The organism is Acinetobacter pollinis (assembly GCF_015627175.1).
Lineage (GTDB): Bacteria > Pseudomonadota > Gammaproteobacteria > Pseudomonadales > Moraxellaceae > Acinetobacter > Acinetobacter pollinis.
In genome coordinates, this window is sequence record NZ_VTDQ01000028.1 from 13,721 (window position 1) to 27,980 (window position 14,260).

Here is a 14,260-nt window from a genome sequence, read left to right on the forward strand (position 1 = left end):
AAATATTGAACGTTTTTTCATCTCAAACTATACAGGTCGTTCTGATTATTTAATAAACATTTAACCAGTTTTTATCGCTAAAGCAATTTATATTTAAGTTAATTATCGGACTTTTAATTTATTGTTCAGCAGCATTTTAATCAAACTCTAGGGATTTTAATTCTGTTAGTCATTAAATATTTTGGCCTTGGGATTTTTTAAAAAGTATGGGTGGAATTGTATAGGAGCCTCACTTCTCATTCCTATTTCCTCAACAATCCTTATTCTGCTCTGCCAACCCATTCAAAAAATCAATAGTTCTTTCTACAATGCAAGGAGTGATACGATCAATGATTTCATTCTTAAACTTATGTTGAGAATGGGGTCGAGCAATGACAATATCACGAAGCTCTCTTAAGCTAATAACAGAACTAGGATGCTCTACCATTGAACGTTTTCCGCTTAGATCCAATATCTCCCTTCCAAGATTTAATGCCATATCGACACAGTCAACGCACATTGCAGCAGGGTTAGAGTCAAAGTCCATCTCTTCGAGTGAGAATAATGAGGCTGTTTTAACCTCAAAGATCCATGGATTTTTCTTTGAAGGTCTCACACAATCATATTTGCTCCTTAAACAGCAGGGACAAAACCAATTGTCTTCATATCTGTTCCAATATTTCCCCCGCGTAGCAATAAGATGTGCAAGCTGATTGGCCGAAGGGATTTTTTTAAGAATTGGATTCTCTTTTAGCCTCCATGAGCTGCCGTTACCTTTAAATGGTACTGTATTATAAAGCAACCTATCTGGTTCATACCTATCAAATTGATGTAATCCATGGCGCTCAAAATGCCATTTAGCAAGTCGTTCAATTTGTTTGGCTGTTCTTTCTGAAGATTGATACCAATCTTGATTTTCAGCGGCAATTTTGGCAAATCTTTCAGCAAAATCCATTCTCATTTCAAAAATTGGTTTAGCGAGTTCCCACACTTGTTGGACAAGTACTGGATCAATCTCGTGCTCTTTATTTGGTGTGGGCTTCACAAACTCTGCGATCTCACGTGGTGAGAAAGAAAAATATTTATGCGCTTTCACTATTTTTTTAGCATCGGCATCTGCCTTATTGCAATCAAAGCAAATAACTGTATTGTCATAGGCAGATAAAGAGAACGCAGCCTTGATCGCAAATTTTTCAGAAAGTTCATCAGCCACAATATGCTCTCTTTGAATAGAATACTTTTCAAAAAGTTCTTTAACCACATCCTTCATATGATCATGATGCTCATGTAATTGGCAAGTTAGATAATTATTTTTATTTAACCTGACGATTTCTGCCTTAGTCCTTTTACAACAAACACAAGACCAGTTCACAGGGGTCATTACCCACCAACGGTTCATATGCGGACCACTTGCATTGAATGACTTAACCAATTTCAATGTAGAGTAGGTATGCTCTGAATCTATACCGTCTAGGTCTATATTAGCTAAATATGACTTAAACGCTTCAAATGTCATTGGTTCTGTCATATGTCACCTAATAGATTATATTTTTATATACATTACAACATCTAAAAGAACTTTTTCAGGATCATATTATCATGGCATTAGTTTAAAAATTAAATGTGAATTTTTGACTATCTTTTCAGTGTTTACATCATCAAAAAATAAATAATTAGCTATCCAACAGCTGCCGAGCGCAGTTGCCCCGCCCACCTGCCACGTGCAAATATGTCAATTTCCCGACACTAACAGACTACTACAGTATATTACTGTACACCCCTATTTATAAGGCTTTTAGAGGGTCTTTTTCCCTATTTTGTAATACTACATTTTACTACACAACAAACACTTATCCAGTCTTCCTAAAATTTTTCAGATTAAGGCTTGAATTTGATATATCACTTAATAAGTAAATAATTACATAACCCTTTATTTACTTTAATGGCTGATAATTTTATAGCATTTTATTTTTTCTAAAAGCATATTCATTTATTGATAATTTATTTAAAAATAAGTAGTTATTAGAATTAAAACACCTGATCTACTAAATAATAAATCAGGTGCGTTTAACAACTATTTAACACAAACATTAGATTAATAATAGATGTTTAATAGTTGTATTTTACTTGTTTTTAATAACATTAAATTTATTTGAAATAATTGATTCATAAGCATCTTTTTTAATAATTCTTTTACACTCTTTAAGTATTGATTCCCTAATAAAATTATTAATAGACGTATCACAATTTTCTGATAACTTTGAAACTGCTTCTTCAATAATAGATAATTCTTCATGAAATAAAGGAATAGTTATATTTCTACCTTGCTTCGTTCTTGACCGTTGTCTCGGAGACAAAGTATTTTCTTCAAGCTGAATAGAACTCTTATTTCTAGTTACAACCGTTCTAACTTCTTTCGTTTCAATATCTGAATTCGTATTTTGAATGAACTCTTGCTTTTGCCGTGCACGTTTAAATCTATCTAAATCCACCATTATAAAATCTCTATCAACATTTCATTAAACTCATCTCTTGCCTTACTGCTTTGCATTTCTAGCACTGATTTTGATTCAACAATAGCATCACGGAATTGTTTCCGATCACGCAATACCGTCTGGAGAAGTTTAAAGTTTGGGTAATCAGAAATATATGAGCGAGCCTGCTCAATTTCACTACTGCGTGGATTTGTTGGAGCTTTATTTATAACAATGAATGTCTTTAATTCTTTATTATCTATATGTACTTTTTTCAATTGTTCATCTATATAGGGAAGAACATCTAAATCCAGTAGACTAGCCTGAGTGGGTATAATTAATTTATCGGTAATTAGCAATGCTTCTCTAAAAGCTTCAGAATCTCGTCCAGCTAAATCAATTAAAATAAAATCATATTCTTTAACCTCAGGCTCAAGCACATCTAAAAGATTTTTATGGGCAGAAAGAACATCTATTTTACTCTCACGATAATCATTCCACTTAAAAGATGATCGCTGTTCATCTGCATCAACCAATAAAGTACGCCCTTTATTTTGAAGTGCGACAGCCAAGTTTGTGGCAATAGTTGTTTTCCCTACTCCACCTTTTCTATTTGCAATAGTTATAATTAAAGCCACATCCTACTCCAGAGTTTATTTTAAACTACTATATTACAATTAAAATAGTTTTTAACAACTTGTTTAATACAAAAAACATAGATTAAAAATAGTTTCATAATAGTTGTATTTATTTTTATAATTAATTGTTATATAAAACAAAATTTATTCTATTAAAATGATTAATATTTTCTCTTATAAAATCAATATTTTTCATTTCTTTCTTTATTCTTAATTCGAGATCAGCATAACTCTCGCCAACTTTTGCAAATTCACCCGAGAACTCATTATCATAAGCAAGCTTTCTTGAAAATGAATTTATTTGTTTCTCAGTCAATTTAAAAAATAAATCTGGAGTATTTTCATTTTTATTTTCAGATAAACTCTTAGGAGATTTTTTCTCTTTAAACATGAACTTTAAACCAACAATAGTTCTCCCTTCTTTGAATTGTTCATAAGTTGCCTCTATATCTGTATAAAGGTTTATTTGTTTAATTGCTGGCTCTAGGACTCTCTTTTTAAATGTGTCTATACGAGGGTAATCACCTCCTTGAAGACCTAATCTAAAGCGAATATCTTGCATCATTAATACAGGAGTTTTTCCAAGTTCTCGCCACGAAATAAGGATCTCGTAAAGACGGATAGCATATTTACTTGTAAGCTGTGTAACTTGTTTTAGCTGGTAGCTTGTAAACTGTTTTTCTAATTTTGTAATTAATGGCACCACTTCAGGGGCAAAAGTTATTCTTAAAATTGCTAGATCATCTACATAGGAAATATTACTAACCCACCTGCTTTTTACTGTTTCTATTTTATTCGTGTTTTTATATTTTTGATTATAACTAAATTGACGATTAAATAAATTACTTACAGCACTTTTTAATGAATAATAAGCTGCCTCTTTTGTTACATTAAATCGATTTGCATATTCACTAGCATGTATTTCAAGCTTACTTTCCGATGTAATTCCTTCGCCTGTCTCCCTTGCTCTAATAATTGAAAGTAGGATAAGTCGTTGTTCCGTTACTTCTAAGTTGTAACTTGCATTAATTAAAGCGTTATCTTTTACAACCAGTTCATTCTTCACTATTTCACACCACCTTATTCTACGCTGTTTTTACACCATAATATATTATGGTGTAAAATGCAAAGGGATTGGTGGTTTATAACAAAGGGATTGGTGGTTTATAACAAAGGGATTGGTGGTTTATAACAAAGGGATTGGTGGTTTATAGAGCTTAGAAAGCAGACTATATGGTGTTTTCAGGGCTTCTAAAAGCATTAAAAGTTAATTAAAAGTAATAAAAGCCTAATTTTTAGATTTTTTAAGAAGATATTCAATGGTTTTTACTCAAGCTAAGTAAAAAATAAATTTAATGTATGAACAAAGGGATTGGTGGTTTATCTTTTATGTATACCCAAGTTAGAAAATTCATCATTTTTATAAAAACTATCGTTAAACTATCATTTATATAAAAAATCATGCAAAATCTTATTTTTATTATTTCACTTAATTTTTGAAGTCTAATTGATATGAGTGTCGTAAGAATTTATGTAAGAGCATCTACCAAAGACCAAGATGCAGAAAGAGCACTAGATGATCTAATTGATTTCAGTAAAAGTTACTCATCTAATTATTGTTCATACGTTGAAAACTTTTCAGGAACAAAACTTATTCGTCCTGAATTAAACAAGTTACTTAGTGAATCTAATAATGGTGATGTCTTGTTAGTTGAAAGCGTAGATCGTTTGTCTAGGTTATCCCAAGAAGACTTTGATGTACTTAAACAACAGATCAAAGCAAAAGGTCTTAGACTCGTTGTTGCTGATTTACCAACAACACATCATTTAGCTCAAGATGGAATTACAGGTGAAATACTTTCAGTAATTAACTCAATGCTAATTGATTTGCTTGCAACGATGGCAAGATTGGACAATCAGAAGCGAAAAGAGCGTATTAAGCAGGGTTTTTGCGTTCTGGCTATAAACCTCAAGGAAAAGCTCCTAATCGGGCTAAACACGCTCGTATTAAGCAATTATTGGCACTTGAGAGCATGACTAAGGAAGAAATTGCAAAAGCAGTTGGGGTAGGGGTGGCTACAGTGTATAGAGTGGCTAAGATTTAACTAGAAGAAGCAAAGCTAAAATATTCTAAGAAAGAGATAATCTTACTTCTGTCACCTTTAATTTCTTAATGTGACAGAACCAAGTAATTTAAAAACTGAACAAAATAGTGTTCAACCGATTGCTAAAGATTATAAAGAAAATAGGAATATTTCTACAAAGATTGAATCAAAAGAGGTGAAGAAAAATTTCTGAAAGTATTTTTTAGCTTGATTAATAGTGGTAAAAATAAAGTTAAATAGGATATATTTGTAAGAAGTATATACTTGAATTAATAATAGATTTATATGATCAAAATTTTAGGGCGAGCAAACTCAATTAATGTTAGAAAAGTTTTATGGTTATGTGAAGAGTTAAATTTAGCATATGATCGTGAAGATTGGGGACGTGGTTTCAGATCTACGAAAGAACAAGAATTTATTACAGTAAACCCAAATGCTAGTATTCCTGTGCTAATTGATAATGATTTTATACTTTGGCAATCTAATTCTATTATTCGCTATCTATCTAATGCTTATAGTGGAAAACACATATATCCAGATAATAATAAAACACGTGCTAAGATTGATCAATGGATTGATTGGCAGGGTATAGAGCTCAATAATAGTTGGACATATGCTCTACAACATATTGTTCGTAAATCACCTAATCATCAAGATATAGCACTTGTTAAAGAAAGTATTAACTCGTGGAATAATATGATGACTATATTAGATAAACAATTAGAGAAAACAAAATCTTATATTGTTAGTGATCATTTTTCTCTTGCTGATATTAGTATTGGACTTTCAGTACAACGTTGGTATTTAACACCTTTTGAAAAGCCTGATCTAACTTATGTGAAAGACTATTATGATCTTTTAAGTCAAAGACCGGCATATTTGAAATGGGGAAATAATGGACAAAATTAGCTTCTTAGTTAGGGGGGGCACTACTTATTTAATTCAGATAATCAATATTATGTTAATTTTAAATAAACTAATGAATATAATAAGACCAAACATTTGTAAAAATTATAAATAATCAATCAATTATATTAATATGTCCTGTTTTTGTTATTACAAGTGAAAGTGTGTTATGGGCATATATGATTATTTCAAATCAAATGATTTAATATCTAAAGTTGGAGTATTCGAATTAATCCAAACAGGAGTTAAACAAGGTGGAAACTCTAATGTTCTTTTCTTTAAGAAAAAAAATAGTTCAAAAGAGTTTGCAATAAAATTTCTTACAGAACAATCAAGAAGTCAAAAAAAGCTCAGAAGATTTATTGATGAATATTTCGCTCTAATTCAATTACCACCTCATAAAAATGTAGTAAAACAATACCATCTTGATAGTTTTGAATACATTGAAAGTGAACAAGAACCTATACTAATCTCATATATTATTATGAAAAGGTACAGTTCTAGTTTAAAAGATAGAAAAAATCTAGATTTTGATGGTTTTAAAATTTTGGATCAAATTGGAAAGGGGTTACAACATCTACATGAATTTGGAGTTATTCATAGAGATATAAAACCTGAGAATATTTTTTATGATGATGATACCCATGAATATGTAGTAGGTGATTTTGGCATAGCACATTTTGATGAAGAGTTTGTAGCTAAAGTTTCTAAAACAGATAAAGGAGAACGCTTGGCTAACTTCTCATTTAGTCCAGAAGAGCTAATGAGAATCGGTAGTGAAGTTACGCCAGCTTCGGATATCTATTCATTAGGTCAGGTTATTCAATGGTGGTACTTAAATAGTCCATCTAAAGGAGCCGGCCGTCCCTATTTTGGAGATATCAATAATCAGAAAGATGTTGCTTTAAATAAGATTGTTGAAAAATGTATTCAAAGTAACATTAAAAGAAGGTTTCAAAACTTAAATGAATTATTTGAGAGCTTAGAAATTCTTCTGAAGCCAAAGAATAGAGATATTTATTTAAAATGCAAAGATATTGATCATTTATTTAGAGCCTCATTTCCGAGAATTAAGACTGTTTTCGAAACTGATAAGGACTATGAAATTGATAGATTCATCAACAATCTGAATACAATGCTGTATGAGGATGAATTTTGGTATATGAATCTTACAGGTGGCGATAATACGTTTAAAGGTTTAAAAAAAATTGATGGTGATTTATACCTTTTAAATAATACTGAAGAAATTAGTATTGAAAAAATTATTGCTTTCTCGCATGACTCAAGATTATATAATAATTTTTTTATAATTTTGACTAAACCACTAAAACCTTTCATCTTATATGATGGTAACCAAAATAAGGTTGAGCGAAATGTTACAGAGGATTGGCCGTCTGATGTCGCCTGTATATATAAAAATCAATATATGGATGCTAGCTTATTTGAAAATGCTTATATTGAAATTGGTACGGATGTTGAAGCTATAGGACGAAATGATTATTCTTATAGAGAAAGAAATTTAAAGCCATTCGCGTATATAGTATGTCCCAAAGGAGCAGGCCCAAATTTCGTTATGGATCGATCAATTGTCACAAATATGCTTGCTAAAGTACTTACATCTAAACGGTTAGAAAAAGAAATTTTAACAGAATATATTACAAAAATTACTCCGCACCATGATCCAAGTTTTAGACATTTTGATTAAGCAAAAATCACAGTAGTAAAGTCTATAACGTGCATTATGTTAATTTTAGAAAAATTAATATAATGCACTGAATCTTACATCTATTTGTTTTTTGGTAACTTATGTTTTTCAAGAAGTATATTAATACTTTTACTTACTAGACTATTAGAAATACCTAGTGTTTTTGCAATTTCCTTGTGAATGTTAGTAGGCCAATTTTCTTGTGGACCAATAGGGGCATTGTTATAAACATCATTGATTATAATTGGAGTCGCCTTTCCTTGAGACCATCTTTTTAAGAGAATGATGTCATTATTCATTTTCTCAAAAGTTCCATTAATACGAAGCATAGATCCACTGAAGGATTTTTGCTGTTTTATTCTTAAAAAATTTAATAGCTTAATTATAAAAAGCTGTGTATATGACTTATCTTCTTTAGAGTTTTTGTGTAAAACTACCATTTGACGAACCACTCCATGGCAACGATTTACTAATGCTAATGAACGTCTTGATATCAGTAAACTTTCATTTTCATTTTTGTATATTTTTAAACTTGTCTCTTGTAACTTAGATATTTCTTTATAAAGTGAAGCTAATGCACTTTCATTTCCGAAAGAAATCAACCTAGCTTGATTAGCATTAAATATTAAATATTAAATATTAAATATTAAATATTAAATATTTAGCCGTAATCTCTAAAATATTTGTAGCTACGTGAAGGTCTTTTTCTATATTACATCCATTCTTTAATAACGAATTTATTTCTTCTATTTCTAAAGAAAAGTTGCTTATTCGTCTTTGACAATCACTTGTGTGCAATAATAAAAGGATTGTTTGCTGTCTTTCAGAAGCGAATTTCCCAACTAGTAGAGCAATAAATACTAACCCTAACACTACGACAAGAGTTGCAATAAGACGTCCGTATCCTATAGGGCTTAAATCTCCATACCCAAGTGATGTAAAAGTCACGATACTAAAATATAAGGCATCAAAAATATCTATATTCTCTTTATTTAAAGAATGGCCAGAAGGAATTAACCAAAAATACAATGCTGATGAAAAAATAACTATAAAAACAAAAATAAATAAATCTAAATAAGAGGCTCTCTCTACAAATCTTCCTATAGGAGTTGTCAAATAGGTCTTTTGATGTGGCTTTTCTAACTTCGGAATTAATGTTTGGTTTGTTTTTCAATATCGTTAGACACGTTTCCTCCAAAAAAAAATTATGATGAGGAATGTTATAGATAGTTCATCTTTAAATAAAGTTTAGGATACCATTTAGGAGGTCTCAATTAATATACTCTCATGTAACATAAAATCTCTTATTCGAAATTGATTTTGTAAGTCCAAACTTGAAAATAGTAAGCTATGAAATTTTTTTGTTATAAACTAGTAGTCTCAAAATTTCATCAATTTATATAAATATGTATAACATTCATCCTAGCGAAAAACTAATTCAAGCTTTTCGCAAAAAACCATATCAAGGGTGTTGTCCAATTCAAGCAGAGTTTTTATTTATTGGCTTGGATGCCAATTATGCTTATGATATTGAAGAACAAAAAATATTTCCTAAAGTTATTGAATACCATAAAGATGCTATTTCTTTTTGGAAAAAATATAATGTGCATCATCCTTTCTTATTAGATGGGTACAAAGGAGATGGAAGAAAATACCATAAAGAATTTTCAAAAATTAGGCTTACTTGTGAAGATTCTTCTCGCATTTCATTTATAGAACTTCTTCATCTCCCAACCACTGGTAGAAATAATCTAAGAAATACTGACCTTGATAAAAATCATCTTAAGTACATTCATCAAGCTATTGTTTCACAGTATACTAAAGCTGTATTTATCTCTGATGCTGTGTTTAGATTAATGAAAAAAACATCTACTTTTTCATGGATGCAGGATGCAAGAGAAATCGAGGGGTACAGTCTTAAAGTCTTTCATGAAACCTCTCCTTTAATCTATAAACATTTACATTTTTCAACTTATGGAAAGTTTCAAGCTCAGAAAGAGAAAGAGATGAAGGCAATTCATATGATTATATCTAAGATATAAAATATCATGTTTAACATAATAGCCGTTATACTAAGTAAAAAATGGGAGCTTAAAGTTCCCATTTTTTAAATTATTATTTCAAATAAAGCTTAGGTGAGCCTCTAAAATTCGAATTAATGTAGCTGCTGGCACGGTTGGACTTATTTATTATTACTCTATTCCTTTGAAAATATCGTCAGCATTAGCTTTAATATGGATGTTCTGGTGATGTACTAAAATATTCGATTCGATCATCTTTGTTTTTAATTGAACAATTTACAAAACCGTGTACTATTGCCATTTGTATATCACTAATATTTTGTTCACTTAGTGTTAAGAAATTATTATTTTTTCTTTTTGCTTCAAATATCTGAGTTGATTTTGCTAATGTTCCGCTCTCATCATTCTCATCTAAGGTCTGATACCAATTAGCTAGAACTATCTCAGTTTTTCTCCCATCCAAATAAGAGCGGTTTAATTCAGCATATTGTTTTGCATCTATATTCTGATAACCGATATATTTTGATGGAGCAAATAAATATTTATTTTCCACTTCATCCCAATACGCATACCAAGCTCTGTAATGAGAGATATTTTCTAGTAGCAATGTAATTGATTTATCACAATCACCATCTACATAAAGATCCAACTCATGATTAAAATATTCAATATTTTTAATTACTTTTTCGTTGTTAGTAACTAAACGTGGTTGCTCAACCATATCTATATTCATCTTATTTATTTAGTTCATTCAGTCTTTGAACTCATTGAATACAATTCAATATAGCACTGATTTTCTGTCAACTATTTTTTCATTCCTTATTTAACATAATGAGCGTTAAGCGAAATTGAAGCTATTAACTCCCATTTTCTAGTATTTTGGATAAGCTGTATTATGTTAATTGTAGAGAAACTGTAAAGTTAATTTCTATTGGAAAGATCAAATCTCCACGATTAGGTTTAGAACACATCAAGCCCCTATAACACTCTTAAAATTATTAAATAGTGTTTAAAGGAGACTAGATAGTTCAATTAGCATAGAGAGGCACAATATAAAAAATATTAAATAAGCTAGAATCCTTAGTTATTAAAAATTCTAGCTACAGGTTATTTTATAAAATAAGTTTATAAACGATCAAAAATAGATCCTTTATGGGGATGATAAATTTTTTCATATAGTTTTGTTGCATATTCATCTGTCATACCAGCTATATAATCACAAATTATTCTCATTCTCTCGTTTTTATGCTCTTTCGGTATAGATTCATATTGAGTTAATGCTGATTTGGGAAGTAATCTAAATGGATCAACTTTGAAGATTTCAAATAATTCAACAATTAGTTTTTGCCCTTTAAATTCTAATAATTGTACATTTGTACTCTTTATTACTTTACTATATACGAGAGAACAAATATGTTTTTGTAATTCTAAGTGAAGAGTATCCATGGTTGCATTCCATTTTAATAAATCATGGTTGAATCCAGGAACTTCGTGTAAATATATTTTCATAATAAAAGTTTGTACTAACTCACCAATAGCCTTCTTTCGTAAATAACTTTTTTTTGAAAATAAATCTTTTTCTAAATCAGAAATCGATTGATAACTATTTAACTCAAAATTTTTAAATAAGTATGATTTTTTCTCTTTATGATCTTCCCAATCTTCTTTTTTAACAAGCCCTAAAGAAATAGCATCTTCTAAATCATGTAAGCTGTATGAAATATCATCTGCTAGCTCCATAATAGAAGCATCTAAGGAGTGATAACTTGGTTTATTATGCCTTTCTGTTGGAGTTGAATATTGAAATTTAGTTTGATCACTTTCTTTAAATGGCTTTAAAACCCATGAAACCACTTCTTTTTCACTATCTAAATAACATTTTGGAGGTTTCTGGAGATCTGCTTTTGCTAACCATTTAGATGAAGATAATTCCTCATAGGAACTGCAGTTATTCACACTACTGTAAGATACAGGATATTTTAAAACTCCAAGTAATAATCTTCTTGTGGGATTTAAGCCATTTTCATGAGAATATTTTTCTAACTTTGTAAGAATTCTAAGAGTTTGCCCATTACCTTCAAAGCCTCCATAATCACGCATACAAATATTAAGTGCTACTTCACCTCCATGCCCAAAAGGTGGATGCCCCAAATCATGAGCTAAGCAAATAGCATTTATTAAAGCTGAAGAAGGTAGGATTTTTTCCAACTTTTTTTGCTTTAGCTTTTTTGAATAGTCTCCGAACTTAAGCCATTTAACTATTCCAACACCTATTTGAGCTACTTCCATTGAGTGAGTTAACCGTGTTCTATAAAAATCACTTTCACCTAATCCAAGTACCTGAGTTTTAGTTTGTAATCTTCTAAAAGCAGCAGAATTAATTAAACGGGAGTAATCTCTTTCCCACTCATTTCTAACATCGTTCTTTTTTTTAGGTTGCTTATAAATACGTTCTTCCCAAGGGTTTTCTTTCATAACCACTTAATACACTTATTTAATAAAAATGTAACTTTAATGATTTTTCAGTAAAATATATATAAATATCTGAATTAAATAAGAAGTATTTAATAAAGCGAACATCCCAAAGAACTGTAATACTTTTTTAAATTAACCGAATTTGAGAGTAGTTATCTAACCGTTTAGCATAATGACCTGTTATACGAAATTTGACTTTTACTTTTAAAATAAAAGTAAATCTATTGTTTAGATGTATTCTTTAGGATACATTTAAACAATGTACTCAATATATACCACCGAAGTCTTTGATGAATGGTTTGATAAATTAAAAGACCAACAAGCAAAAATATGAATACAAGTCAGAATTGACAGAGTTGAAGATGGAAATTTTGGAGATACTGAACCTGTTGGTGAAGGTGTTTCCGAATTATGTTTCTTTTTTGGACCTGGCTATAGAGTTTATTACTGCAAACAAGGGCAAAGGATCATTGTTTTATTGGCTGGTGGAGATAAGTCCACTAAAAGTAAAGATATAAAACTTGCTCTTCAATTAGCAAGAAAATTAGAGGAGGAGTTGTAAATGGCTCTTAAACTTCGTAAATGGGATAGTGCAGAACACCTTAAAACAGAAGAGGATATGCAAGCTTACTTACAAGCTTGCATTGGAGAGTCTAATGGAGATGCTGCATTTATTGCAAAAGCATTAGGTAATATCGCGAAAGCTAAAGGTATGTCTCAATTATCAAAGGATACAGGATTAGGTAGAGAGAGTCTTTATAAGGCCCTTTCAGGCGATGTAAATCCTAGCTTTGATACAGTGATTAAAGTAGTTAAAGCTTTAAACTTGCGTTTAGCAATTTGACAATGGAGCTTCATGCTCCATTTTTGATTTTGAATAATCAGTATTATCTTAAATTTAGAAAAACTTTAAATAAAAAGTGCTAATATAAATAGGATGATTTATGAAGCCACTGACAATAGATGAAATATTTATTATCAATAGTTTAATAGAAATTTCACCAATAGAAATCAATATTCCAGTAGCTTTAGATAAGTGTCACTCCATACCAATGAATGACGGTGGAATGGGATCTTTTAAAATCATTTATCCCAACGAAATATGCTCTGATTTTGGGAAACTTAAGACAGTAGGAACCGAAATTTATTATTCAGATTATGGAAAATATGTAAATATTACTTTATTTGTTGATGAAGATTTTATCCCTAGAGAAATAGATAGTTTTGTAGGAGATTTCTCATTATTAACTAAACCTTTTAAAATTAAAAATATTAAAAATATATATCTTGTTTAACATAATGGGAATTGTACGAAATTCGATTTCAGATAACGTGTATTATTTTGATTTTAGGAATTAATAGACTTCTTTCATAAATCACTTTTCACTCAGTTGTAAATTATAAATTCCTGCAATCAAATTGAATCTTAAGCCCAGTCTTTTTCCTCTATTGCGATAGCATCCAGAAAGAATCTTAAAGGTTTTTAGCTTGCAAAATACATGTTCAATTCCTATTCTTCTTTTATTAATTTCTCGGTTGTAAGTTTTCAATTCAGGATGCAATTTATAACCTCTTTTTTCTTTTAATGGCAACAAACTATTCCTAAAAAATAGTAGAAATTCCTTGATAACCTTTATCCGTAAGGATAAAAGCCTAACAGGAATCTGCTTTAAATTACGTTTAAATAGCTCAAAATCATGTACAGCATCCACGATGCTACATAGACTCAGTATTTGCTGAGTTTTGCTGTGAATGATCGCTTGTACCTTAAATGTATGTGCCTTTTTCTTACCACTATAAGTTTTCTTCTGTTTTTTTAGGTCTTTGAACTAGAGTTTCTGTGGTATTTACAATCACTACATTCCAGTTTATACCTTCACCTTCAGGAATATCCTTGGGTAAATTAAACAAACCTGATCGAATCAAAGTATCTTCGACTTGATGAACAATTCTAGAT

13 protein-coding genes and 3 pseudogenes are annotated in these 14,260 nt (G+C 30.3%); 7 read left to right on the forward strand and 9 right to left on the reverse strand.

Annotated features, from left to right (window positions below; all coding sequences use genetic code 11):
- Positions 1 to 250 precede the first annotated feature (250 nt).
- The 4 genes from I2F23_RS10200 to repM form a co-directional block, all read right to left on the reverse strand.
- Positions 251 to 1,507 (reverse strand): hypothetical protein, encoded by a 1,257-nt coding sequence (locus I2F23_RS10200; protein ID WP_195772497.1) that lies wholly within the window; start codon positions 1,505 to 1,507, stop codon positions 251 to 253.
- Between the two features lie 595 nt (positions 1,508 to 2,102).
- Positions 2,103 to 2,474, reverse strand: a complete 372-nt coding sequence (locus tag I2F23_RS10205) for a hypothetical protein (RefSeq protein WP_195772498.1) — start codon at positions 2,472 to 2,474, stop codon at positions 2,103 to 2,105.
- Entirely contained in the window at positions 2,474 to 3,091 is a 618-nt protein-coding gene (locus tag I2F23_RS10210) for an AAA family ATPase (protein WP_195772499.1), read from the reverse strand. Before I2F23_RS10210 ends, I2F23_RS10205 begins: the two co-directional genes overlap by 1 nt.
- Before the next feature lie 121 nt (positions 3,092 to 3,212).
- Positions 3,213 to 4,157 (reverse strand): replication initiation protein RepM, encoded by a 945-nt coding sequence (gene repM, locus I2F23_RS10215; RefSeq protein ID WP_195772500.1) that lies wholly within the window; start codon positions 4,155 to 4,157, stop codon positions 3,213 to 3,215.
- 446 nt (positions 4,158 to 4,603) lie between these two features.
- Here repM and I2F23_RS10220 point away from each other — a divergent pair.
- The 3 genes and pseudogenes from I2F23_RS10220 (at position 4,604) to I2F23_RS10230 (ending at position 7,807) form a co-directional block, all read left to right on the forward strand.
- Positions 4,604 to 5,196 (forward strand): annotated as a pseudogene (locus I2F23_RS10220) (recombinase family protein).
- A gap of 285 nt (positions 5,197 to 5,481) precedes the next feature.
- Positions 5,482 to 6,105 (forward strand): glutathione S-transferase family protein, encoded by a 624-nt coding sequence (locus tag I2F23_RS10225; RefSeq protein ID WP_195772501.1) that lies wholly within the window; start codon positions 5,482 to 5,484, stop codon positions 6,103 to 6,105.
- Between the two features lie 166 nt (positions 6,106 to 6,271).
- Positions 6,272 to 7,807 (forward strand): protein kinase domain-containing protein, encoded by a 1,536-nt coding sequence (locus I2F23_RS10230; RefSeq protein WP_195772502.1) that lies wholly within the window; start codon positions 6,272 to 6,274, stop codon positions 7,805 to 7,807.
- Positions 7,808 to 7,887: 80 nt separating this feature from the next.
- Here the strand turns inward: I2F23_RS10230 and I2F23_RS10235 are convergent, their stop codons facing one another.
- Together I2F23_RS10235 and I2F23_RS10240 are read right to left on the reverse strand one after the other, a co-directional pair.
- Positions 7,888 to 8,409, reverse strand: a complete 522-nt coding sequence (locus I2F23_RS10235; protein ID WP_195772503.1) for a hypothetical protein — start codon at positions 8,407 to 8,409, stop codon at positions 7,888 to 7,890.
- 37 nt (positions 8,410 to 8,446) lie between these two features.
- Positions 8,447 to 8,923: a potassium channel family protein gene (locus I2F23_RS10240; protein ID WP_213014703.1), complete on the reverse strand. Its 477-nt coding sequence runs from the start codon at positions 8,921 to 8,923 to the stop codon at positions 8,447 to 8,449.
- A 290-nt stretch (positions 8,924 to 9,213) separates the two neighbouring features.
- On the opposite strand from I2F23_RS10240, the gene I2F23_RS10245 reads away from it, so the two are divergent.
- Positions 9,214 to 9,849, forward strand: a complete 636-nt coding sequence (locus tag I2F23_RS10245) for a hypothetical protein (protein WP_195772504.1) — start codon at positions 9,214 to 9,216, stop codon at positions 9,847 to 9,849.
- Positions 9,850 to 10,036: 187 nt separating this feature from the next.
- Here the strand turns inward: I2F23_RS10245 and I2F23_RS10250 are convergent, their stop codons facing one another.
- Both I2F23_RS10250 and I2F23_RS10255 read right to left on the reverse strand, forming a co-directional pair.
- Positions 10,037 to 10,549 (reverse strand): hypothetical protein, encoded by a 513-nt coding sequence (locus I2F23_RS10250; protein ID WP_195772505.1) that lies wholly within the window; start codon positions 10,547 to 10,549, stop codon positions 10,037 to 10,039.
- Positions 10,550 to 10,953: 404 nt separating this feature from the next.
- Complete coding sequence (locus I2F23_RS10255; RefSeq protein WP_195772506.1) at positions 10,954 to 12,303, reverse strand: anti-phage deoxyguanosine triphosphatase; 1,350 nt, start codon at positions 12,301 to 12,303, stop codon at positions 10,954 to 10,956.
- A 259-nt stretch (positions 12,304 to 12,562) separates the two neighbouring features.
- Here I2F23_RS10255 and I2F23_RS10260 point away from each other — a divergent pair.
- The 3 genes and pseudogenes from I2F23_RS10260 to I2F23_RS10270 all read left to right on the forward strand — a co-directional run bounded on the left by I2F23_RS10260 (position 12,563) and on the right by I2F23_RS10270 (position 13,598).
- A pseudogene (locus I2F23_RS10260) lies at positions 12,563 to 12,865 on the forward strand (type II toxin-antitoxin system RelE/ParE family toxin).
- Positions 12,866 to 13,147, forward strand: coding sequence for an addiction module antidote protein (locus tag I2F23_RS10265; RefSeq protein WP_195772507.1), 282 nt, complete (start codon positions 12,866 to 12,868; stop codon positions 13,145 to 13,147).
- 100 nt (positions 13,148 to 13,247) lie between these two features.
- Complete coding sequence (locus I2F23_RS10270) at positions 13,248 to 13,598, forward strand: DUF6984 family protein (protein WP_195772508.1); 351 nt, start codon at positions 13,248 to 13,250, stop codon at positions 13,596 to 13,598.
- Between the two features lie 81 nt (positions 13,599 to 13,679).
- Here I2F23_RS10270 and I2F23_RS10275 read toward each other — a convergent pair.
- A pseudogene (locus tag I2F23_RS10275) lies at positions 13,680 to 14,066 on the reverse strand (transposase family protein); the annotation flags it as partial.
- Between the last annotated feature and the right edge of the window lie 194 nt (positions 14,067 to 14,260).

Coding starts and splice junctions, on each gene's coding strand:
- I2F23_RS10200 (WP_195772497.1), bottom strand. CDS start 1,507: ATGACAGAACCAATGACATTTGAAGCGTTTAAGTCATATTTAGCTAAT.
- I2F23_RS10205 (WP_195772498.1), bottom strand. CDS start 2,474: ATGGTGGATTTAGATAGATTTAAACGTGCACGGCAAAAGCAAGAGTTC.
- I2F23_RS10225 (WP_195772501.1), top strand. CDS start 5,482: ATGATCAAAATTTTAGGGCGAGCAAACTCAATTAATGTTAGAAAAGTT.
- I2F23_RS10230 (WP_195772502.1), top strand. CDS start 6,272: ATGGGCATATATGATTATTTCAAATCAAATGATTTAATATCTAAAGTT.
- I2F23_RS10245 (WP_195772504.1), top strand. CDS start 9,214: ATGTATAACATTCATCCTAGCGAAAAACTAATTCAAGCTTTTCGCAAA.
- I2F23_RS10250 (WP_195772505.1), bottom strand. CDS start 10,549: ATGGTTGAGCAACCACGTTTAGTTACTAACAACGAAAAAGTAATTAAA.
- I2F23_RS10255 (WP_195772506.1), bottom strand. CDS start 12,303: ATGAAAGAAAACCCTTGGGAAGAACGTATTTATAAGCAACCTAAAAAA.
- I2F23_RS10265 (WP_195772507.1), top strand. CDS start 12,866: ATGGCTCTTAAACTTCGTAAATGGGATAGTGCAGAACACCTTAAAACA.
- I2F23_RS10270 (WP_195772508.1), top strand. CDS start 13,248: ATGAAGCCACTGACAATAGATGAAATATTTATTATCAATAGTTTAATA.